The sequence below is a fragment of the Pseudomonas sp. Marseille-P9899 genome (genome assembly GCF_903166565.1).
GTDB lineage: Bacteria > Pseudomonadota > Gammaproteobacteria > Pseudomonadales > Pseudomonadaceae > Aquipseudomonas > Aquipseudomonas huaxiensis.
Window position 1 is genome coordinate 347,617 of record NZ_CAESCG010000005.1, and the last position, 18,516, is coordinate 366,132.

An 18,516-nucleotide genomic window follows, 5' to 3' on the forward strand; every position below is an offset into this window, starting at 1 on the left:
GAGATGGATCGGGCCCAAGTATCTGTAGGCCGTGTGACTACTCTATGAATCGATTGTGACAATTAGATGAAAGGCCACCACCGAGTTGTAACATCAGGGCTCGGCGTGCCTGGGAACCGCGCCGCAAAGCCCTGCCCACTCGTCAGAAGGCTGCAGGCAGAGCTTCATGGGCCTACTGGATACCCTTGAAGGTCAAGTAGATCGGTTCAATTTCGCTCTCGAGAGGAAACACGACGACACAGTCCTCGAACTGGATGCTCTCCATCAACGGCACAGTTTCGAGCAGTGGCACCTTTGGCAGGTCCAGCGAACCACCTCTCGTTGTCACTGACGGCGTTACCGCTTCGGCTACAGCACTGCTGACATCCGCAGTTGTAAACCATCGAAGGGTCACTGGAGCCTTGCCCGCTAACGTGAGGCTAAAGGTTGCAGATGCCGGATCCCAATCCACCAACCTGACCCTGACGTCGGATGGCAGCAGGGTTCCGTCGGCAGGCGTGAGGCAAATCTGCTGCAACTCGGTGAAATTCTTCAGACCGACAGATATCTTTCGCTCGCCCGCTGGAACGGTTCTCGAAAAGAGCCGATAGGGCAATTTCACTGTCGCCCCTGTTCGGGCGAGATGCTGCCAATCGTGCCCCTCCCCGGGCATCAGTTCTCTCAACGGAACACTCAGGGCATACCAGTCGCGGGCCTTCCAGTGAGCGAAGCTGAAGGTGGCGATGGCTGAACATGTCCCTGGGTGCCCGCCCTCCAACGAAATCGCCTGCCAGTCGAACTCCGCAACCGCCGAGCGAAGCGCGTTCTTCAAGGCGATGGAAACCCCCTCGTCGACTTGCAGGGTTTTGGCAGCAACCATCAGACAGGGGCGTTTGGAGGCAGAACGCAGGCTGAATCGCACTGTTTGCGCAAGCTCGATCGTGTTGGCACCCGCCTCAGCCAGCCGCCCAACAATGGAACGCTCGGCTTCGTCAAACAACGCTACCGAACGGCCATAGCATTCGGCATGACGCTGGACGGCATTAGTGACGGCTGTCTGGTATCGCAGTTCACTCTGATTGATGAGTTCGAGAATGCGGTTCTGAATGGCTGGGTCATGAAAGCTGCTAATGACATTTCGCTCGGCAGCGGTTTTGGCGAATTGCAACTTCATTCGCAGTGTCTCCAGCGCTCTCAACGATTTGACGACTCGCGACAACGCCAACTCCAATACATCAATGGCGTCGACATGCTGAGCGATGCCCCGGTCCTGCAACGGGATGGACTGCCACTGATCCATCAACTGGCTGAAATGTTCCAACGCGCCGTTTGCCGTTTGCGCCGACACCTCTATGTCCGCTGTGATCTGCTGCGCCTTGTCCAACTCCCTGTTCGACGCATTTACCTTCCGTTCCTGCGCACTCAAGCGCACATTCGTCCTGATCGGTGCGACAGGCACGGACTCGCCTGCGAAGGGCGCCACACCATTCCTGTGATGCCATTGAGTGATGTGGAACAGCACATTGCCGACCGAGTGCAGGTTGCCGGTCTCGGCATCCGGGGGATAGAAGATCAGGTCGGCGCCGAGGGGGTGGCCGACGACCTTGTCGAAGTGGTCGATCAGCAGGGCTTGCGTATCGTTGTTCGCTTCGGCGTTCCAGATGGCGGATACCAGTCCAGTGAATTCCGCGCGGGTGTAGTCCTGCAGAAGGGCTTTGAATTCCATTTAATTATTTCCTTTTTCACATGGAAAATCTTTCATTCGTTTCAGAATGAACGCTCAAGCCACTTACGGTTGATGTTTGAAAACCAAGGTCTCAACTACCATGTCAGCGCGATACTTAAATATCAGCTCAATCCCCGGAAACTTATGACCATCATAATTATAGGTATCCCAACCACCTGTCCATCCCGTCGGTTTTGGTAGCCTCACAGGATCGTGGCTAGACTTCGGAACGCCGAAGAACTCTTGTACCGTAGTTTTATCCATATCCATTGCCAAGCCACTTGGAAGTTCCCCTTCATACTCGGTTGTGGATGGCGTAGTTTCCTTGAGCGTGACAAAAAGTCTTGTGAATATTTTCCCGTCGGGTGAAAAGCTCATCTCAACCCCCTCTTCAGGCTCGAAGAAAAAAATCTCCGACTCAGGGAAAATCTGCAAAAGCGGAGCATCGGGCACTACGCTCATTGCAATCAAATCAGCATGGCTTTTCCCAAGGTAACCAATAAGCGCCTCAAGTTCTGCGATTTTCATTCATACCATCCTTGTTCTCGATTAAGGGTGTGAAGCTTCGTGCGCGCTGCTTCAATATCCGCCTCTTGCAGCCCATATTCGAGCAGACCTGGTTTGATAGCATCGAGATTAGTATTTACCGCAACTTCAATATCAAGAGAGTCCTGATACTGCTTGGATTTGGTATTTCTTCCACCATAGGTTTCGCTGAACTTTCTATGAACCTCTGTGGGAATTGCAATACTTGGCGCCCTCGATAGATAGTCTGTTAGTACCCAAGATTTCATCTCAGGATCCTGCCTCAGAATAAACATCTCCAACGCCTTCCGCGAAGCAATATGGTCAATATCCAACCCGTCCTTTCTGCTGTCTCGACTCAGCTCATCATATGGCCCGACATCCAGCGGCTCCGAGAAAACCAGCCCTGGCTCGGGTAGGTCACCGTCCGCCCCATAACCAGGAATACTGGACCCGGTCTCGCCCTCGTCCAGCCCTGGAAGTGTTTCAATTTGCGGCCGATACGGGTCGAGCTCAGTACCCGGAAAGGTCCCCGGTAATGTCGGCCCTTCAGGTAGGTCGGTCGAGCCCAGCAGACCCGCTCCCGGCGGCGCCAGCGGCGTCCAGGTACGACGGCCGCCCGAGGAGTGCGCCAACGACTTCGCCGCCTCTAGTGAAATGGGTTCGCCGAGCTGCAGCCACGGGGTAAAAGGCAGAATCTGTGGTCGCGCACCCACAACGCTGGCAGGACTGTGGAGACTCAGGCGATCAAGGTCATACGGCGCGGTGGCGAGCGCAGCACTTTGCGGATAACGAACCTCTATCTCGCGGCGCGCACCGAGCCAATCGCTTTTCGGCGCATAAGGCGCAAGGCCGTTGACGATGCGTCGCTGATTGACCTCGCTGAAAGTCCCTCCGGGCGCAGCTTCCTCAGCAATAGCCCGCCACAACGCCTGCTCGAAGCTGCCGAACGAAACGAATTCCCGGCCCCTCAGCGTATTCGCCGCCTGCGCAGGGATCGCGGCTCCGCTTGCCTGGGCGCTGGCCTGCCACCAACCAGGCGCAGCAACTTGTCCACCGCCACTGACGACACCCGTCCCGACTGGCGGAACATCGAACGAGAAATAAAGAGGTGCCCGACCTGGAATACAGACGATGCAGTCGTTGAGGCGGTAGTCCGCACCAGAGGGAATCGCGAAAGCGGCCAACTCGGACGACAGCAAGCCCGATTCCCTCGTTGCCTCCGATCCAGACAGGTCCGCAAGCACGGCGTCAGAGGCGAATACAAGGTCACGGTCCATGGGCGTTTGCCCAGCGGCCCTATAGGTGTTTGTCAGTGGATCGAAAACCGCGTTTCTCACCGGAACGCTGGATGGGATTTCCTCCCCGGTGCCAGCCACGATGATTGCGGTGCTGTCGCCATGTGTTTCGAGCTTGATCCGATAGCCAACCTCGACCCTCTCTCCGCGATCGGCCAGGGCTTGCAGATCTTGCCCCGGACGTACGCCTATCAGCGCAGCCGGGACCCCGATCCCTTGAATGAGGCGACGCTGGTCGGGTCTTAGCTCGCTATTTCCCAAGTCCTCGGAGTAGGTCAACGCTGTTACGAATGTCCCAACCACCTGACCTGTGCGAATCGCTGCGACACGGAATAGCTCCTTGGCCGCGTCGAAAACCGCCCGTTCGATTGCCCCCACAATAGGTTCGGCCACCCGGACTCCGTTCCAGGTGAGGATGCTTGCTCCGCCTGTGGCGGCCATCGGCATCGTCAGTGAATTGGCCTCGCGGATCCGCTTCAGACGCAGGTTTTCATCGGCCAACTGCTTGAACTGGACACGCGCTTCGCGTAGCTCGGCGTACTGCTTCTGGCGCTCCCACTCCGCCTCCCGAGCCTTCCATACCTCCTTCTGCTCGGCATGACGGGCCACCAGAGCATTGGATCGCTCGGTCAACTGGCGAATGGCTTCAGAAAGCAGCTGTGTCTCGTTCGCCGCGACATAAGCGGCCTCCCAGGCCTGGTGGAGCGGCTGAAAGGACTGATGGGAGCTCTGCTGCGCCAGTTGCGCCGCATAGTCCTGGGGTGAACTTAGAAATGGGTTTTGCCCATCAAACGCCAGGGCCTGTTGGGTTGTGCGCTGAAGCTCGGCAGCTTTCGCGGCGATGATCTGTTCGATCACCACCCTTTCCCTGGTGATCAGATGAAGCTGCCAGCGCTCACTGCCATCACTGGCCGGATACTGGCGGACAGCATCCAGTTCAGCCTTCAGCGCTTGACCGATGTTCCCTTGGCGGTCGGCGTAAAGCCGGTCAATTTCCGCGCGGACGGACTGCTGGCTTTGCGAAAAGTGTTCTACCCATTGCCGGTGGGCTGCAGCCTGAGCAGCGAGTTGCGCCTGCTGCGCAGCTTCGGCGGCTGCCTGTTGTTCGGCGCGGCGTTTCGCGGTCGCCTCCGCCCTGGCCCTGGCGCGCTTCTTTGCACGCTTGCTGCTCGATCCTCCAAAACCACCGGAAAACCCGCCACCACCGCCGATGGTGAAAAAGCCCCCGGCCCCGCTGTTTTCGGTTTTAGCCGAACCGTCCCGGATGACGACGTCACCCGACGAATTATCGAATAGCTCCTTGTCCATACAGATTCTCCTTGTCTGTATGGCGCAGGGTGTCGGGGAGGCGGGGTGTGGCTGAGGTACATCCTTATGGCGACGGGGGCGCCATATTGATCAGCATGTTTCGCGGGGGCCGCTGCAGGATTGCCCTGCAACGGCGGGAGAAGGGATCAGCGTTTAGTCGCCAGCAAATACAGCCCGACCAACAGACCAATGGTGCAGATACCAGCGACATACAGCGCCGGGGCCATGGGGCTGAACTTGAGCAGCGCGGTCACGGCCATCGGGGGCAGGCCGCCGAAGATGGCGTAGGCGACGTTGTAGGAGAACGACAGACCGCTGAAACGCACCGCTGGCGGGAAGGCGCGAACCATCACGAACGGCACCGCACCGACGATGCCCACGCACAGGCCAGTCAGGGCGTACATCGGGAACAGCAGATCCTTGTGGTCCGCGAGCGTGTGATAGAAGGTCCACGAGGTGACCAGCAGGGCCAGGCTGCCCGCCACGAAGACGCCGCCAGCGCCGAAGCGGTCGACCAGCTTGCCGGCGCCGACACAGCCGAGGGTCAGAAAGACGATCGCCAGGCTGTTGGCCTGCAAGGCCATGGTCGGGGTGAAGCCGTAGACGGTTTGCAGGATGGTCGGGGTCATCAGGATCACGACGATGATGCCGGCCGACAGCAGCCAGGTCAGCAGCATCGACAGCACGATGGCACCACGGTGGTCGCGCAGCACCGCGCGCAGCGGCACTTCTTCGGCCAGCGCCTTGCGCTGCTGCAGTTCGGCGAACACCGGGGTTTCGTGCAGCCAGCGGCGCAGGTACACCGAGAACAGGCCGAACACGCCGCCCAGCAGGAACGGGATCCGCCAAGCGTAATCGGCCACTTCCGTCGGGGTGTAGACGGTATTGATGAGCGTGGCGACCAGCGAGCCGAGCAAAATGCCCGCAGTCAGGCCGGCCGTCAGGGTGCCGCAGGCGAAGCCGGTATTGCGCGCCGGCACGTGCTCGGAGACGAACACCCAGGCGCCGGGGACTTCACCACCAATGGCCGCGCCCTGGATGACGCGCATCAGCAGCAGCAACATGGGCGCCGCCATGCCGATCTGCGCGTAGGTCGGCAACAGGCCCATGATCAGGGTCGGCACCGCCATCAGGAAAATGCTCAGGGTGAACATCTTCTTGCGCCCGAGCAGGTCGCCGAAGTGAGCCATGACGATGCCGCCCAGCGGCCGCGCCAGATAGCCCGCGGCGAAGATGCCGAAGGTCTGCATCAGGCGCAGCCACTCGGGCATGTCCGCGGGGAAGAACAACTTGCCGACCACCGTGGCGAAGAACACGAAGATGATGAAGTCGTAGAATTCCAGCGCACCGCCCAGGGCGGAAAGCGACAGGGTTTTGTAGTCACTGCGGGTCAGCGGCCGGGCGGGCTGCTCGATACTGGAGGGCACGGAGGTCATTGAGGCTTCTCTTATTGGCGACTCAGACCTGATGGCACGGTTGTAACAGGCCTGAAATGAACTCCGCACGATAACAAATTGTCCGAAAGCGACACAGATCTACATATTCCCCGCAGATAATGGTGACCGCATGGTCGTCGGTGCCTGCGAGGCTCTATATACTGGCCCCTCGTAGAAACAGGTTGCGTCCAAGGTGGGATATTGTGCGAAAACGCTGCCAAGTATGCTTGGTCGGTTTCGCAGAGTTTCCCTTTCGCCGCCCTTCGAAGCGTAAGCAGCGTGGTATGAGTCTGCTGAACCGTTTTTCGCGGCGTCCGATACTGCGTCAACCAACGAAGCGACACGGGTCAGAGGCACCCCCGGCATGATTGAACTCGAACAAGAAGATCCCATCCCGCAAGGCGACCTGGCCTTGCAGATCACCGCGCTTCCGCGGGAAACCAACGGTTTCGGCGATATTTTCGGCGGCTGGCTGGTAGCCCAGATGGACCTGGCCGGCACGGCCATGGCCAGCCGCGTTGCCGGTGGCCGCGTCGCGACCGTCGCCATCGACCGCATGGCGTTCCTGGTGCCGGTTGCCGTTGGCGCGCAATTGTCCTTCTATACCCAGACCCTGGAAATCGGCCGCAGCTCGATCCAGATGATGGTCGAAGTGTGGAGCGACGATCCGCTGTCCAGCGAATGGCGCAAGGTCACCGAGGCGGTCTTCGTGTTCGTCGCCATCGACGGCAGCGGCCGCACCCGTTCGGTCCCACCTCGTCGCTGACCCGGGTGCGCGGTAAACTCGTCGATCTGTGAAAGGTCAAAGACCCTACGGCACTTCAACGAGATCAGCGCATGTCCACACCCAAGGTCGAATCGGAACAACACGGCGAACTCAACTGCTGGCGCATCACCAGTGACAGCGCCGAGCTGCTGGTGGCCCAGCAGGGCGCGCAGGTGTTGAGTTATCAGCGCCTGGGCGAACCCCCTCTGCTGTGGCTGAGCGACCAGGCCCTGTTCAAGCACGGCAAATCGGTCCGCGCCGGCGTGCCAGTGTGCTGGCCGTGGTTCGGCAACCTGCAGCGCAACCCCGAAGCGGTCCACAATCAGTTCAAGGGCAGCGAAGCACCCGCCCACGGTCTGGCGCGCGGGCGCGACTGGCAACTGCTCGGCATCGACAACAGCGGCGACAGCGTGCAACTGGAATTCACCCTGCCGGAAAGCCAGGGCGACCTGCCCGGCTGGCCCCATCAGGTCGAACTCAAACTGTCCATCGTGATGGGCGAGCAACTGAGCCTGAACCTCACCAGCACCAATCTGGGCAACGACCACGTCACCCTGAGCCAGGCGCTGCACAGCTACTTCGCCGTCAGCGATGTGCGTTCGGTCCGAGTGGAAGGCGTGACGGGTCTGAACTACATCGAGACCCTGGCCGACTGGGAGCAACGCACCCAGCCAGCGGACCTGACCTTCAGCAGCGAGACAGACCGCATCTACCTCAACACCCCGTCCCTTTTGAGCATCGTCGATCCGACCTGGAACCGGCGCATCCGCCTGAGCTGTTCCGGCTCACGCTCGGCGGTGATCTGGAACCCGTGGACCGAACGCGCTGCGGAGCTCGCGGACATGGCCGACGATGGCTGGCAGCGCATGCTCTGCATCGAGACCGCGAACGTGTGGGATGACCTGGTTGAACTGGCGCCCGGCGCCAGCCACACCCTCGGCCTGAGCATCGCCAGCGAAGCGCTCTGACAGCCTGCGGACCTGCGTCTTACAGGTCCGCGTCTTCCACCACGCGTACCTTGCCGGCGTCCATGGCGTAGGCGGCATCGGCCATGTCATTGCTGACCTTCTCGACTTTCAGGGTGCCGCTGACCCACAGCGGCGTGTAGATATCGTCCAGCTTCACGCCCTTGGGATAGCGCACCAGCACCAGTTGGTTGGGCGGTGGCGGCGGCACGTGGATGCAAGCGCCCGGATACGGAACGAGGAAAAACAAGGTGCTGTTGCCCTTGGCATCGGACTCCAGCGGCACCGGGTAACCGCCAATACGGATCGACTTGCCGTTCATCGCCGCGACGGTTTTGGTCGAGTACATCACCGCGGGCAAGCCCTTGCTCTGCTTCATGCCGCCCTTGTCGGTGAAGGTGCCCTGGGCTTCCGGTGAGTTGTGGTCGATTTCTGGCATCTCTTCCAGCGCTTTCTGATCCGACTTGGGCATCAGCTCCAACCAGTCGGTTTCAGGCAGTTCGGCCCGGGCGAGAGTGCTGCACAGCAGCAGCGGAATGAGGAATAACGCACGCATGAAAAATGCTCGGCAACCGTCGGAGAAGTTGCCGAGCATTCTATCCCGCCATCAGCTTTTTTTGATGAATCCGTAGATCACCAGAAGAATGATCGCGCCCACCAATGCGCCGAGGAATCCGGCTGCCTGGCCCGCGTGGTAAATCCCCAGCGCCTGGCCACCGTAGGTCGCGGCCAGCGAGCCGCCGATACCGAGGAGGATGGTCATGATCCAGCCCATGCTGTCGTCGCCGGGCTTGAGAAAGCGCGCCAGCAAGCCAACGATGAGGCCGATGAAGATGGTTCCGATGATTCCCATGGCATTCCCTCTGATGTAAGTGCACTGCCAAAGCCTAGTCAGCGCTTTGGCGTCCTGCCATCAGAGGGGTGCGGAACGCAGAGGTTCAGTTCAACCCGCGATCAGGGCTTCAACCTGCTGGATCTTCTGCTCCAGGCTGGCCATGTCGGCGCAGCGCAGGGTGGCGTGGCCAACCTTGCGTCCGACCTTGAAGGCCTTGCCGTAGTGGTGCAGGTGGCAGTCGTCGATGGCGACCACTTTATCCACAGGCGGAACTTCGCCGATGAAGTTGAGCATGGCGCTTTCACCGACCTTGCGGGTCGGGCCCAGCGGCAGGCCGGCAACGGCGCGCAGATGGTTCTCGAACTGGCTGCACTCGGCGCCTTCGATGGTCCAGTGCCCGGAGTTGTGGACCCGCGGCGCGATTTCGTTGGCTTTCAGGCCGCCATCGACTTCAAAGAATTCGAAGGCCAGAACGCCGACGTAATCGAGCTGCTCAAGCACACGGCTGGCATAGTCTTCGGCCAGGGACTGCAGCGGGTGATCGCTGCTGGCTACCGACAGGCGCAGGATGCCGCTTTCGTGGGTGTTGTGGACCAGCGGGTAGAAGCGGGTTTCGCCATCCCGTGCACGCACGGCAACCAGCGAGACTTCACCGGTGAACGGCACGAAACCTTCCAGCAGGCACGGCACGCTGCCCAGCTCGGCGAAGGTGCCGATCACGTCGGCCGGCGTGCGCAGCACTTTCTGGCCCTTGCCGTCGTAACCCAGGGTGCGGGTTTTCAACACGGCTGGCAGACCGATGCTGGCCACGGCGTTTTCCAGGTCGGCTTGCGACTGGATATCGGCGAAGGCCGGGGTCGGGATGCCCAGGTCCTTGAACATGCTCTTCTCGAACCAGCGGTCGCGAGCGATGCGCAGGGCTTCGGCGCTCGGGTAGACCGGCACGAACTGCGACAGGAACGCCACGGTCTCGGCCGGAACGCTTTCGAATTCGAAGGTCACCAGATCGACTTCATCGGCCAGTTGGCGCAGATGATCCTGGTCGCCGTAGTCGGCACGCAGGTGCTCGCCCAATGGCGCGGCGCAGGCGTCTGGCGCCGGGTCGAGGAAGGCGAAGTTCATGCCCAGCGGGGTGCCCGCCAGAGCCAGCATGCGGCCGAGCTGGCCGCCACCGATTACACCGATTTTCATGCGTGTGACCTCAGGCCTGGCGTGGATCTGGGTTGTCCAGAACGCTGTCTGTCTGTTCTGCGCGGAACTGCTTGAGCACGGCGTGGAACTGCGGGTGCTTGGCCCCCAGAATGCTCGCCGAGAGCAGTGCTGCGTTGATCGCGCCAGCCTTGCCGATTGCCAGCGTCGCCACCGGAATGCCAGCGGGCATCTGAACGATCGACAGCAGCGAATCGACACCCGACAGCATCGACGACTGCACCGGAACGCCCAGCACGGGCAGGTGAGTCTTGGCGGCGCACATGCCTGGCAAGTGGGCAGCGCCACCCGCTCCGGCGATGATCACCTCGATGCCACGGCCTTCGGCCTCTTCAGCGTACTGGAACAGCAGGTCCGGAGTGCGGTGGGCGGAAACCACCTTCACTTCGTAGGGAATGCCGAGTTTTTCCAGCATATCGGCGGTGTGGCTAAGGGTGGACCAATCGGACTTGGAGCCCATGATCACGCCAACCAGTGCACTCATCGTCGAGCCTCTCCTGTAAGCGTCTTCCGACGCACCAAAAGCAACGAGCCACGCGGGAAGACCGGCGTGGCTCGTCATACGGATTCTGAATCGACCGACTGGTCGAAGGCGCGGGATTATAGCGCAATGAGGAGCAAAGCGCCCAGCCCTGTCGCGATGTCCGGCCATTGCCCCGCTGCTGGGCTTCCAGATGCTCTGGCCCCGGAGGCTGGCGGTACGGTGGGTCACCGCACATTAACGTCACGGATGACCTCATGCACAACTCGCTGTTTCCCGCCTTGCCACTGCTTCTCAGCCTGACGCTCAACGCGCCGCACGCCAGTGCCGAATCTGTACCGACGCTGACCATCTGGGTCTTTCCCCACGACGAGCTGTCGGAACTTTCAGACGAACAGTTACAAAAAGACTACTTCGATACCTGGATGGACGAGATACGCCTGATCGCTCACCTCCCGGTTGCCCTGCGCTTCACACGGCGTATCCCCGGCCTCACCGATATGACGTACCAGGGGCTGAACGCCTCCACCGCGCTATCGGTCTGGGCTGACGCCGCCTGGGCCTGGCGGCGTCAACAGAACAGCCCGGGAGGGGTGATCGACAACAAGTACCTGCTGCTGACCCGCGATCAACTGGAACGCCAAGGCAACGACAGCATTTCAGGGGAGGCCTACCAGACGGGCCATTCGGCGATCGCCTCGCTGAGCCCCTATGCCACCGTGGGACATGAACTGGGGCACACGCTGAGCGCCACTCACGAGCAGTCCTGTGTCAGTTTCAATGGCTGGTTCTGCGAAACCTATATGTTCCCCCGGCGATTGGGCCTTCGCTCCAACTGCTATCGCTACTCCGATGAAAACCGGGAGAACATCGCCAATTACCTGAAACGGCTGCGGTGATTACGCTTCAAGGCTGCTCTTGCGTACCGGACTCCAGCTTGCGCCAGAGCAGTCGCACATTGGCCTTGCGCACCAGCGCACAGCGATAAAGACGTATCTCCAGTGGCACATGCCACTGGGGCCCGCCGCAGATCACCAACTCGCCACGCTCCAGTTCTGCCCGCGCCGACAGGCTCGGCACCCAGGCAATGCCCAGCCCTTCCAGCGCCATGCCCTTGAGGCTGTCGGCCATCGCGGTTTCATAGATGGTGGTAAAGCGCAGGTTGCGCTGGCGCAACAGCAGGTTCACCGAGCGGCCGAGAAACGCCCCGGCGCTATACGCCAGCAGCGGCACACTGGCCTCGCCTTCGAGGTCGAACAGTGGTTTGCCGTCCGGCCCCGCCGCGCACACCGGAAGCATCTCGGTGTTGCCCAGGTGCAGCGACGGGAAAATTTCCGCATCCATCTGCAAGGCCGCGTCCGGGTCGTAGAACGCCAGCATCAGGTCACAACCGCCCTCGCGCAGGGCGTGCACCGCATCGCCGACGTTGGTGGCCACCAGGCGGGTAGCGATGTTCAGGCCGTCGTTGCGCAACTGGGCAATCCAGCGCGGGAAGAACCCAAGTGCCAGCGAGTGCGCCGCAGACACCTGGATGACCTCGCCCTGCCCGCCTTCAAGGTGATGCAAATGGCGGAGAACTTCGCTCAACTGGTCGACAACGGTGCGGGCAGTGACGAGAAACAACTGCCCGGCGGCCGTCAGCTCGATCGGCGTGCGCGAGCGGTTGACCAATGTCAGGCCCAGCGCCGCCTCCAGGCTGCGGATACGGCGGCTGAACGCGGGCTGTGTAACGAAGCGGCGCTCGGCGGCCTGGGAAAAACTGCGGGGGGCGGCCAGGGCACTGAAGTCTTCCAGCCACTTGCTTTCAACGTTCATCAAAACTCTCCAAACCGCGCACCAAAATGGCACACGCTCGAACCAGGAAGAACGTCACATCAGACGTTATGCCGTTTGTGCATAGGTTAGCGTGCAACAGCATTGGCCGCAAAACAGCTTCCGCTCCTACGATTAGCGCCATTCCGGCATGTGCCGGGTTAATTCGAGATGATATCCATCATGTCCGCTGCTGCATCGTTCCGCGTCGAGAAAGACCTGCTTGGTACCCTGGAAGTCCCTGCTGATGCCTACTACGGCATCCAGACCCTGCGCGCTGCCAACAACTTCCACCTCTCCGGTGTTCCGCTGTCGCACTACCCGAAGCTGGTCGTGGGCCTGGCCATGGTCAAGCAAGCCGCAGCCGACGCCAACCGTGAGCTGGGTCATCTGAGCGATGCCAAACATGCCGCCATCAGCGAGGCCTGCGCCCGTCTGATCCGTGGCGACTACCACGAGCAGTTCATCGTGGACATGATTCAAGGCGGTGCTGGTACTTCCACCAACATGAACGCCAACGAAGTCATCGCCAACATCGCGCTGGAGGCCATGGGCCACCAGAAGGGCGAGTACAAATACCTGCACCCGAACAACGACGTGAACATGGCGCAGTCGACCAACGACGCCTACCCGACCGCGATCCGCCTGGGTCTGCTGCTGGGTCACGACGCGCTGCTGGCCAGCCTCGACAGCCTGATCCAGGCGTTCGCTGCCAAGGGTCAAGAATTCAGCCACGTACTGAAGATGGGTCGTACCCAGCTGCAGGACGCCGTACCGATGACCCTGGGTCAGGAATTCCGTGCCTTCGCCACCACCCTGACCGAAGACCTGAACCGCCTGCGCACCCTGGCACCAGAAGTGCTGACCGAAGTGAACCTGGGCGGTACCGCCATCGGTACCGGCATCAACGCCGACCCGGGCTACCAGGCCCTGGCCGTTCAGCGCCTGGCAACCATCAGCGGCCAGCCGCTGGTACCGGCCGCCGACCTGATCGAAGCCACCTCGGACATGGGCGCCTTCGTGCTGTTCTCCGGCATGCTCAAGCGCACCGCGGTCAAGCTGTCGAAGATCTGCAACGACCTGCGCCTGCTGTCCAGCGGCCCACGCACCGGCATCAACGAGATCAACCTGCCGGCTCGCCAGCCAGGCAGCTCGATCATGCCAGGCAAGGTCAACCCGGTTATCCCGGAAGCCGTCAACCAAGTCGCCTTCGCCATCATGGGCAACGACCTGGCCCTGACAATCGCTGCCGAAGGCGGTCAACTGCAACTGAACGTGATGGAACCGCTGATCGCCTACAAGATCTTCGACTCGATCCGCCTGCTGCAGCGCGCGATGGACATGCTGCGTGAGCACTGCATCGTCGGCATCACCGCCAACGAACAGCGCTGCCGTGAACTGGTCGAACACTCGATCGGCCTGGTCACCGCCCTGAACCCTTACATCGGCTACGAAAACGCCACCCGTATCGCCCGCATCGCCCTGGAAAGTGGCCGCGGCGTGCTGGAACTGGTGCGCGAAGAAGGCCTGCTGGACGAAGCGATGCTTAACGACATCCTGCGTCCGGAAAACATGATTGCTCCGCGTCTGGTTCCGCTGAAGGCGTAACCCACGCAACAAACCGTCTCACCAGGTCGAGGGACTAGACACCTCTCACCTTTTGAGGGCCCAGGGCTAACCCCGGGCCCTTTTTTTTATTCTGGCGAAAGCCCCCTCCCCTCAATCCGCCTGACAGTTCTCCACCGGATGTCGTCCTGTCCCCCGCCACGAACAAGACCGACCATGGAGAATGGCGCATGACTTCGGCGTCCGCACGACCCGCCCGCAGCATCATGGTGCTGTATACCGGTGGCACCATCGGCATGCAGGCCGGTGCCCACGGCCTGACCCCCGCCTCCGGCTTCGAGCAGCGCATGCGCGCGCAACTGAGCGGATCGGGTCGCCTCGCACCCTGGCGTTTCCGCGAAATGACGCCGCTGATCGACAGCGCCAACATGACCCCGCAGTACTGGCTGCGCCTGCGCACGGCAATCATCGAAGCGATCGATTCTGGCTCCGATGCGGTGCTGATCCTGCATGGCACCGACACCCTGGCCTACAGCGCCGCGGCGATGAGCTTTCAACTGCTCGGGCTGGACGCACCGGTACTGTTCACCGGCTCCATGCTGCCGGCGGGCGTAGACGACAGCGATGCCTGGGAAAACCTCACCGGCGCGCTGCAAGCCCTGACCGACGGCCAGGCGCCCGGCGTACAGCTCTATTTCCACGGTGAACTGCTGGCACCAAGCCGCACCGCCAAGGTCCGCAGCTTTGGCCGGCACCCCTTCGTCACCCTCAAACGCAACAGCACCGCGGCCTCAACGCCGGCCCTGCCCGCCGCCCTGGATTATCGCCAGCCGAAACAGGTGGCGAATGTCGTCGTCCTGCCGCTGGTGCCGGGCTTTTCCGCGCAAGTGCTGAGGGCGGTTATCAACACAGGCACTCGCGGGCTGATCCTCGAATGTTTCGGCAGCGGCACCGGGCCGGGCGACAACCCGGACTTTCTCGCCGCCCTCGGCGAGGCCCGAGCCAGCGGCGTGGTGGTGGTCGCGGTCAGCCAGTGCCATGAAGGCGGGGTGGAACTGGATATCTACGAAGCCGGCAGCAAATTGCGCCAGGCTGGCGTGTTGTCGGGCGGCGGCATGACCCGCGAAGCGGCGTTCGGCAAGTTGCAGTTGCTGCTCGGTGCCGGACTGCCGGTGGACGAAGTGCGCCGTCTGGTGGAAGTGGATCTGGCCGGTGAGCTGCGCTAAAGGCACACAATTTGCTCGCTCACCGATCAGCCCAATAGCCGGACACCCCGCATGCTGCACTCACACCTGACCACCCTGAACGCGGTTTCCCTGGTGCTCCAGGCCTTCCAGAGCCAGGGCCTGGACGACGATTCGCTGCTCAAGGGCAGCGGCATCAGCCCAGCGGACCTGGGGCGCGCCGACCCGCGCATCACCACCCGCCAGGAGATGCTGGTGTGCGCCAACGCGGTGGCCCGGCGCCGGGAAATCGGCCTGGAACTGGGTCGGCGCATGCACATTTCGTCCTACGGCATGCTCGGCTATGCCCTGCTCTCCAGTGCCACCTTAGGTGACGCGTTACGTCTGGCGCTGCGTTATCCCGCACTTCTGGGAACACTTTTCCAGTTGCGCCTGATCGAGGACGGCGAGCGCATCTGGTTCAGCGCCAGCGGCTACCGCGAAGAACCGCAACTGGCCGCCTTCAACGCAGAGTTCTGCCTGACCTCGCTGAAAATCATCTGCGATGACCTGCTGGGCCAGCCGCTGCCCCTGCTCGGTGCGCGCTTCGCCCACCCGACGCCCGATTACCATCCGCTCTACAGCAACCCCTTCACCTGCCCACTACGCTTCGAGGCCGACGACAACGCGTTCGCCTTCGACCGTAGCTGGCTGGAACATCCCCTGCCGCTGGCCGACCAGGTGACCCACCGGGCCATGAGCGAACGGTGCCGCCAGTTGAATCTGGAATTCACCGGCCGCCAGGCCTGGCTCGGGCGCATCCGCGAACTGCTGGCCCGGCAACTGGACGCCGCCCCCGGCCTGGAAGGACTGGCGCGGCAGATGAACTGCTCATCGCGAACCTTGCGCCGGCACTTGAGTGAAATGGGCAGCAGCTATCAACAATTGCTGGACGAACTACGCTTCGAGCGGGCCAAGCAATTGCTGGCCGAGGGGAAGATACCGATCTACCGGATCGCCGAGGAACTGGGCTTCAGCGAGACCGCCAGTTTCCGCCACGCGTTCATGCGCTGGAGCGGCGTGGCCCCGAGCCATTTCAAGACCTGAGCTCATAGCGTCAAGGCGTGCACCATCCAGGGGCCAAATCCGGACACTCGCCGTGGCCATATCGATCCCCTTTTGGCCGTTTGCGCCGTTCTGCTTCACCGGGCCGCCATCAACAATGGACCGATACGCCAGTGACCGGAGAACAACAACATGCTGACGATCTATTCCGATGACCACCGCCTGCACCACGGCCGCTGCGAGCTGATCGACGGGCAACTGATGCCCTGCTTCGAAATGCCGTCGCGTGCCGACCACGTACTGGAGCGGGTCAAGACCCGTAACCTCGGGCCCATCAGCGGCCCGCGCGATTTTGGCCGCGAACCGTTGCTGCGGGTGCACGACGCCGGCTATCTGAACTTCTTCGAAGGGGCCTGGGCCCGCTGGGCCGAGCTGAACCGCGACGGCGACCTGCTGCCATTCACCTGGCCGGCGCGCACCTTGCGCCGGGTCAAACCGACCAGCCTGCTGGGCGAACTGGGCTACTACAGCTTCGACGCCGGCGCGCCGATCACTGCCGGCACCTGGCAAGCAGCCTACAGCGCCGCGCAAGTGGCGCTCACCGCCCAGGCCGCGGTGCAGGCCGGCGCCCACAGCGCCTTCGCCCTTTGCCGTCCGCCGGGACACCACGCCGCCAGCGATGTCATGGGCGGCTATTGCTACCTGAACAACGCGGCCATCGCCGCCCAGGCGTTCCTCGACCAAGGCCACGGCAAAGTGGCGATCCTCGATGTCGACTACCACCACGGCAACGGCACCCAGGAAATTTTCTACGACCGTAGCGACGTGTTCTTCGCCTCGATCCACGGCGACCCGCAGGCCGAATTCCCGTTCTTCCTCGGTTACGCCGACGAACACGGCGAAGGCGACGGCCTGGGCTACAACATCAACTACCCGTTGCCCGCCGGCAGCGACTGGGCTACCTGGAACAACGCGCTCGAGCAGGCCTGTCAGCGCATCGAAGCCTACGCGCCGGACGTGTTGGTGATTTCCCTCGGCGTGGACACCTTCAAAGACGACCCGATCTCCCAGTTCAAGCTCGACAGCCCTGATTACCTGCAGATGGGCGAGCGCATCGCCCGCCTTGGCAAGCCGACCCTGTTCGTCATGGAAGGCGGCTATGCGGTGGAAGAAATCGGCATCAACGCCGTGAACGTTCTCGAAGGTTTCGAACGCGCCCAACAGGAAGCCCAAGCATGACTCGATTAAAACGACTGCTCGCCCCCCTGCTCTGTACAACCCTGCTCGCCGGCAGCCTCCAGGCTGTCGCCGAACAGCGCACCCTGCGGGTCTACAACTGGTTCGACTACATCACCCCGCAAACCCTGACGGACTTCCAGAAGGACGCCCAGGTCAAGCTGATCTACGACATCTTCGACACCAACGAGGCGCTGGAAGCCAAACTGCTGACCGGCAACTCCGGCTACGACGTGGTGGTGCCTTCCAACGTGTTCCTGGCCAAGCAGATCGAGGCCGGCGTGTTCCAGCCGCTGGACCGCAGCAAACTGCCGAACTGGCAGCACCTGGATCCGGCGCTGATGAAGCTGATCGAGGCCAACGACCCGGGCAACAAGTTTGCCGTGCCCTACATGTACGGCACCGTGCTGATCGGCTTCAACCCGGCCAAGGTCAAGGCGGCGCTGGGCGAGAATGCACCGGTGGACAGTTGGGACCTGATCTTCAAGGAAGAGAACATCTCCAAACTCAAGCAATGCGGCGTGGCCCTGCTCGATTCGCCGTCGGAAATCATGCCGCTGGCCCTGCAATACCTGGGCTTGCCGCCCAACAGCAGCAAACCGGCGGACTACAAGAAAGCCGAAGAGTTGATGATGAAGATTCGTCCATCCATCACCTATTTCCACTCGTCCAAATACATGGCCGACATCGCCAACGGCGATATCTGCGTGGCCGTGGGCTACTCCGGCAGCTTCTCCCAGGCCGCCAACCGCGCCATCGAAGCGAAAAACGGCGTAGTGGTGGACATGCGCCTGCCGAAGGAAGGCGCGCCAATCTGGTTCGACATGCTGGCCATCCCCAAAGGCGCAGCCAACCCGGAAGATGCCCACACCTTCATCAACTACCTCCTGCAACCGAAGGTGATTGCGCCGATCAGCGATTTCGTGGGGTATCCGAACCCGAACAAGGACGCTACCGAACTGGTCGCCCCGGCGATCCGCAACAACCCGAATTTGTACCCGACGGCGGAGGCGATGACCAAGCTGTATACCTTGCAGCCGCTGGGCCGTGACGCGGAGCGGGCACGGACGCGGGCCTGGACCAAGATCAAAGCGGGGACCTGAGTGTAATCATCGCGAGCAAGCTCGCCCCTACACAGATGACCTT

17 protein-coding genes are annotated in these 18,516 nt (G+C 61.7%); 8 read left to right on the plus strand and 9 right to left on the minus strand.

Features of this window, described 5'->3' with window-relative positions; all coding sequences use genetic code 11:
- Positions 1 to 172: 172 nt before the first annotated feature.
- The 4 genes from HWV67_RS24035 to HWV67_RS24050 form a co-directional block, all read right to left on the minus strand.
- The gene (locus HWV67_RS24035; protein WP_175653060.1) at positions 173 to 1,705 is read right to left on the minus strand and encodes an S-type pyocin domain-containing protein; all 1,533 of its coding nucleotides are present in this window, start codon (positions 1,703 to 1,705) and stop codon (positions 173 to 175) included.
- Between the two features lie 63 nt (positions 1,706 to 1,768).
- Positions 1,769 to 2,233, minus strand: a complete 465-nt coding sequence (locus HWV67_RS24040) for a DUF6392 family protein (protein ID WP_175653061.1) — start codon at positions 2,231 to 2,233, stop codon at positions 1,769 to 1,771.
- Positions 2,230 to 4,836: an S-type pyocin domain-containing protein gene (locus tag HWV67_RS24045; RefSeq protein WP_175653062.1), complete on the minus strand. Its 2,607-nt coding sequence runs from the start codon at positions 4,834 to 4,836 to the stop codon at positions 2,230 to 2,232. The genes HWV67_RS24040 and HWV67_RS24045 overlap by 4 nt, the downstream gene beginning before the upstream one ends.
- Positions 4,837 to 4,982: 146 nt before the next feature.
- Positions 4,983 to 6,272 (minus strand): MFS transporter, encoded by a 1,290-nt coding sequence (locus HWV67_RS24050; RefSeq protein WP_371929328.1) that lies wholly within the window; start codon positions 6,270 to 6,272, stop codon positions 4,983 to 4,985.
- A 364-nt stretch (positions 6,273 to 6,636) separates the two neighbouring features.
- Here HWV67_RS24050 and HWV67_RS24055 point away from each other — a divergent pair, with 364 nt between their 5' ends.
- Together HWV67_RS24055 and HWV67_RS24060 are read left to right on the plus strand one after the other, a co-directional pair.
- Positions 6,637 to 7,038, plus strand: a complete 402-nt coding sequence (locus tag HWV67_RS24055; RefSeq protein ID WP_009402429.1) for an acyl-CoA thioesterase — start codon at positions 6,637 to 6,639, stop codon at positions 7,036 to 7,038.
- A gap of 71 nt (positions 7,039 to 7,109) precedes the next feature.
- Complete coding sequence (locus HWV67_RS24060; protein ID WP_175653063.1) at positions 7,110 to 8,006, plus strand: D-hexose-6-phosphate mutarotase; 897 nt, start codon at positions 7,110 to 7,112, stop codon at positions 8,004 to 8,006.
- Between the two features lie 19 nt (positions 8,007 to 8,025).
- On the opposite strand, the gene HWV67_RS24065 is transcribed toward HWV67_RS24060, so the two are convergent.
- From HWV67_RS24065 to purE, 4 genes are all read right to left on the minus strand, one after another.
- Complete coding sequence (locus HWV67_RS24065) at positions 8,026 to 8,559, minus strand: DUF3299 domain-containing protein (RefSeq protein WP_256680189.1); 534 nt, start codon at positions 8,557 to 8,559, stop codon at positions 8,026 to 8,028.
- A gap of 51 nt (positions 8,560 to 8,610) precedes the next feature.
- Positions 8,611 to 8,856 carry a GlsB/YeaQ/YmgE family stress response membrane protein gene (locus HWV67_RS24070; RefSeq protein ID WP_175653065.1) on the minus strand — a complete coding sequence of 82 codons (246 nt, stop codon included), beginning with the start codon at positions 8,854 to 8,856 and terminating at the stop codon, positions 8,611 to 8,613.
- A 90-nt stretch (positions 8,857 to 8,946) separates the two neighbouring features.
- Entirely contained in the window at positions 8,947 to 10,029 is a 1,083-nt protein-coding gene (locus HWV67_RS24075) for a 5-(carboxyamino)imidazole ribonucleotide synthase (protein WP_110969806.1), read from the minus strand.
- Between the two features lie 10 nt (positions 10,030 to 10,039).
- A complete protein-coding gene (gene purE, locus HWV67_RS24080) occupies positions 10,040 to 10,531 on the minus strand; it encodes a 5-(carboxyamino)imidazole ribonucleotide mutase (RefSeq protein ID WP_065758113.1) in 492 nt (163 codons plus the stop codon).
- 254 nt (positions 10,532 to 10,785) lie between these two features.
- Here purE and HWV67_RS24085 point away from each other — a divergent pair, with 254 nt between their 5' ends.
- Positions 10,786 to 11,427 carry a hypothetical protein gene (locus HWV67_RS24085; protein ID WP_175653066.1) on the plus strand — a complete coding sequence of 214 codons (642 nt, stop codon included), beginning with the start codon at positions 10,786 to 10,788 and terminating at the stop codon, positions 11,425 to 11,427.
- A gap of 7 nt (positions 11,428 to 11,434) precedes the next feature.
- Here the strand turns inward: HWV67_RS24085 and HWV67_RS24090 are convergent, their stop codons facing one another.
- Complete coding sequence (locus HWV67_RS24090) at positions 11,435 to 12,343, minus strand: LysR substrate-binding domain-containing protein (RefSeq protein ID WP_175653067.1); 909 nt, start codon at positions 12,341 to 12,343, stop codon at positions 11,435 to 11,437.
- A gap of 180 nt (positions 12,344 to 12,523) precedes the next feature.
- Between HWV67_RS24090 and aspA the strand changes: the two genes are divergently transcribed.
- The 5 genes from aspA (at position 12,524) to HWV67_RS24115 (ending at position 18,473) form a co-directional block, all read left to right on the plus strand.
- Positions 12,524 to 13,948, plus strand: a complete 1,425-nt coding sequence (gene aspA / locus HWV67_RS24095; protein WP_095158915.1) for an aspartate ammonia-lyase — start codon at positions 12,524 to 12,526, stop codon at positions 13,946 to 13,948.
- Positions 13,949 to 14,136: 188 nt separating this feature from the next.
- Positions 14,137 to 15,132: an asparaginase gene (locus tag HWV67_RS24100; RefSeq protein ID WP_175653068.1), complete on the plus strand. Its 996-nt coding sequence runs from the start codon at positions 14,137 to 14,139 to the stop codon at positions 15,130 to 15,132.
- A 51-nt stretch (positions 15,133 to 15,183) separates the two neighbouring features.
- Positions 15,184 to 16,176, plus strand: coding sequence for an AraC family transcriptional regulator (locus HWV67_RS24105; RefSeq protein WP_175653069.1), 993 nt, complete (start codon positions 15,184 to 15,186; stop codon positions 16,174 to 16,176).
- Positions 16,177 to 16,326: 150 nt separating this feature from the next.
- On the plus strand, positions 16,327 to 17,373 hold the full coding sequence (locus HWV67_RS24110) for a histone deacetylase family protein (RefSeq protein ID WP_175653070.1): 1,047 nt from the start codon (positions 16,327 to 16,329) through the stop codon (positions 17,371 to 17,373).
- Positions 17,370 to 18,473 (plus strand): polyamine ABC transporter substrate-binding protein, encoded by a 1,104-nt coding sequence (locus tag HWV67_RS24115; RefSeq protein ID WP_175653071.1) that lies wholly within the window; start codon positions 17,370 to 17,372, stop codon positions 18,471 to 18,473. The genes HWV67_RS24110 and HWV67_RS24115 overlap by 4 nt, the downstream gene beginning before the upstream one ends.
- Positions 18,474 to 18,516 lie beyond the last annotated feature (43 nt).

Coding starts and splice junctions, on each gene's coding strand:
- HWV67_RS24035 (WP_175653060.1), bottom strand. CDS start 1,705: ATGGAATTCAAAGCCCTTCTGCAGGACTACACCCGCGCGGAATTCACT.
- HWV67_RS24040 (WP_175653061.1), bottom strand. CDS start 2,233: ATGAAAATCGCAGAACTTGAGGCGCTTATTGGTTACCTTGGGAAAAGC.
- HWV67_RS24045 (WP_175653062.1), bottom strand. CDS start 4,836: ATGGACAAGGAGCTATTCGATAATTCGTCGGGTGACGTCGTCATCCGG.
- HWV67_RS24050 (WP_371929328.1), bottom strand. CDS start 6,272: ATGACCTCCGTGCCCTCCAGTATCGAGCAGCCCGCCCGGCCGCTGACC.
- HWV67_RS24055 (WP_009402429.1), top strand. CDS start 6,637: ATGATTGAACTCGAACAAGAAGATCCCATCCCGCAAGGCGACCTGGCC.
- HWV67_RS24060 (WP_175653063.1), top strand. CDS start 7,110: ATGTCCACACCCAAGGTCGAATCGGAACAACACGGCGAACTCAACTGC.
- HWV67_RS24065 (WP_256680189.1), bottom strand. CDS start 8,559: ATGCGTGCGTTATTCCTCATTCCGCTGCTGCTGTGCAGCACTCTCGCC.
- HWV67_RS24070 (WP_175653065.1), bottom strand. CDS start 8,856: ATGGGAATCATCGGAACCATCTTCATCGGCCTCATCGTTGGCTTGCTG.
- HWV67_RS24075 (WP_110969806.1), bottom strand. CDS start 10,029: ATGAAAATCGGTGTAATCGGTGGCGGCCAGCTCGGCCGCATGCTGGCT.
- purE (WP_065758113.1), bottom strand. CDS start 10,531: ATGAGTGCACTGGTTGGCGTGATCATGGGCTCCAAGTCCGATTGGTCC.
- HWV67_RS24085 (WP_175653066.1), top strand. CDS start 10,786: ATGCACAACTCGCTGTTTCCCGCCTTGCCACTGCTTCTCAGCCTGACG.
- HWV67_RS24090 (WP_175653067.1), bottom strand. CDS start 12,343: ATGAACGTTGAAAGCAAGTGGCTGGAAGACTTCAGTGCCCTGGCCGCC.
- aspA (WP_095158915.1), top strand. CDS start 12,524: ATGTCCGCTGCTGCATCGTTCCGCGTCGAGAAAGACCTGCTTGGTACC.
- HWV67_RS24100 (WP_175653068.1), top strand. CDS start 14,137: ATGACTTCGGCGTCCGCACGACCCGCCCGCAGCATCATGGTGCTGTAT.
- HWV67_RS24105 (WP_175653069.1), top strand. CDS start 15,184: ATGCTGCACTCACACCTGACCACCCTGAACGCGGTTTCCCTGGTGCTC.
- HWV67_RS24110 (WP_175653070.1), top strand. CDS start 16,327: ATGCTGACGATCTATTCCGATGACCACCGCCTGCACCACGGCCGCTGC.
- HWV67_RS24115 (WP_175653071.1), top strand. CDS start 17,370: ATGACTCGATTAAAACGACTGCTCGCCCCCCTGCTCTGTACAACCCTG.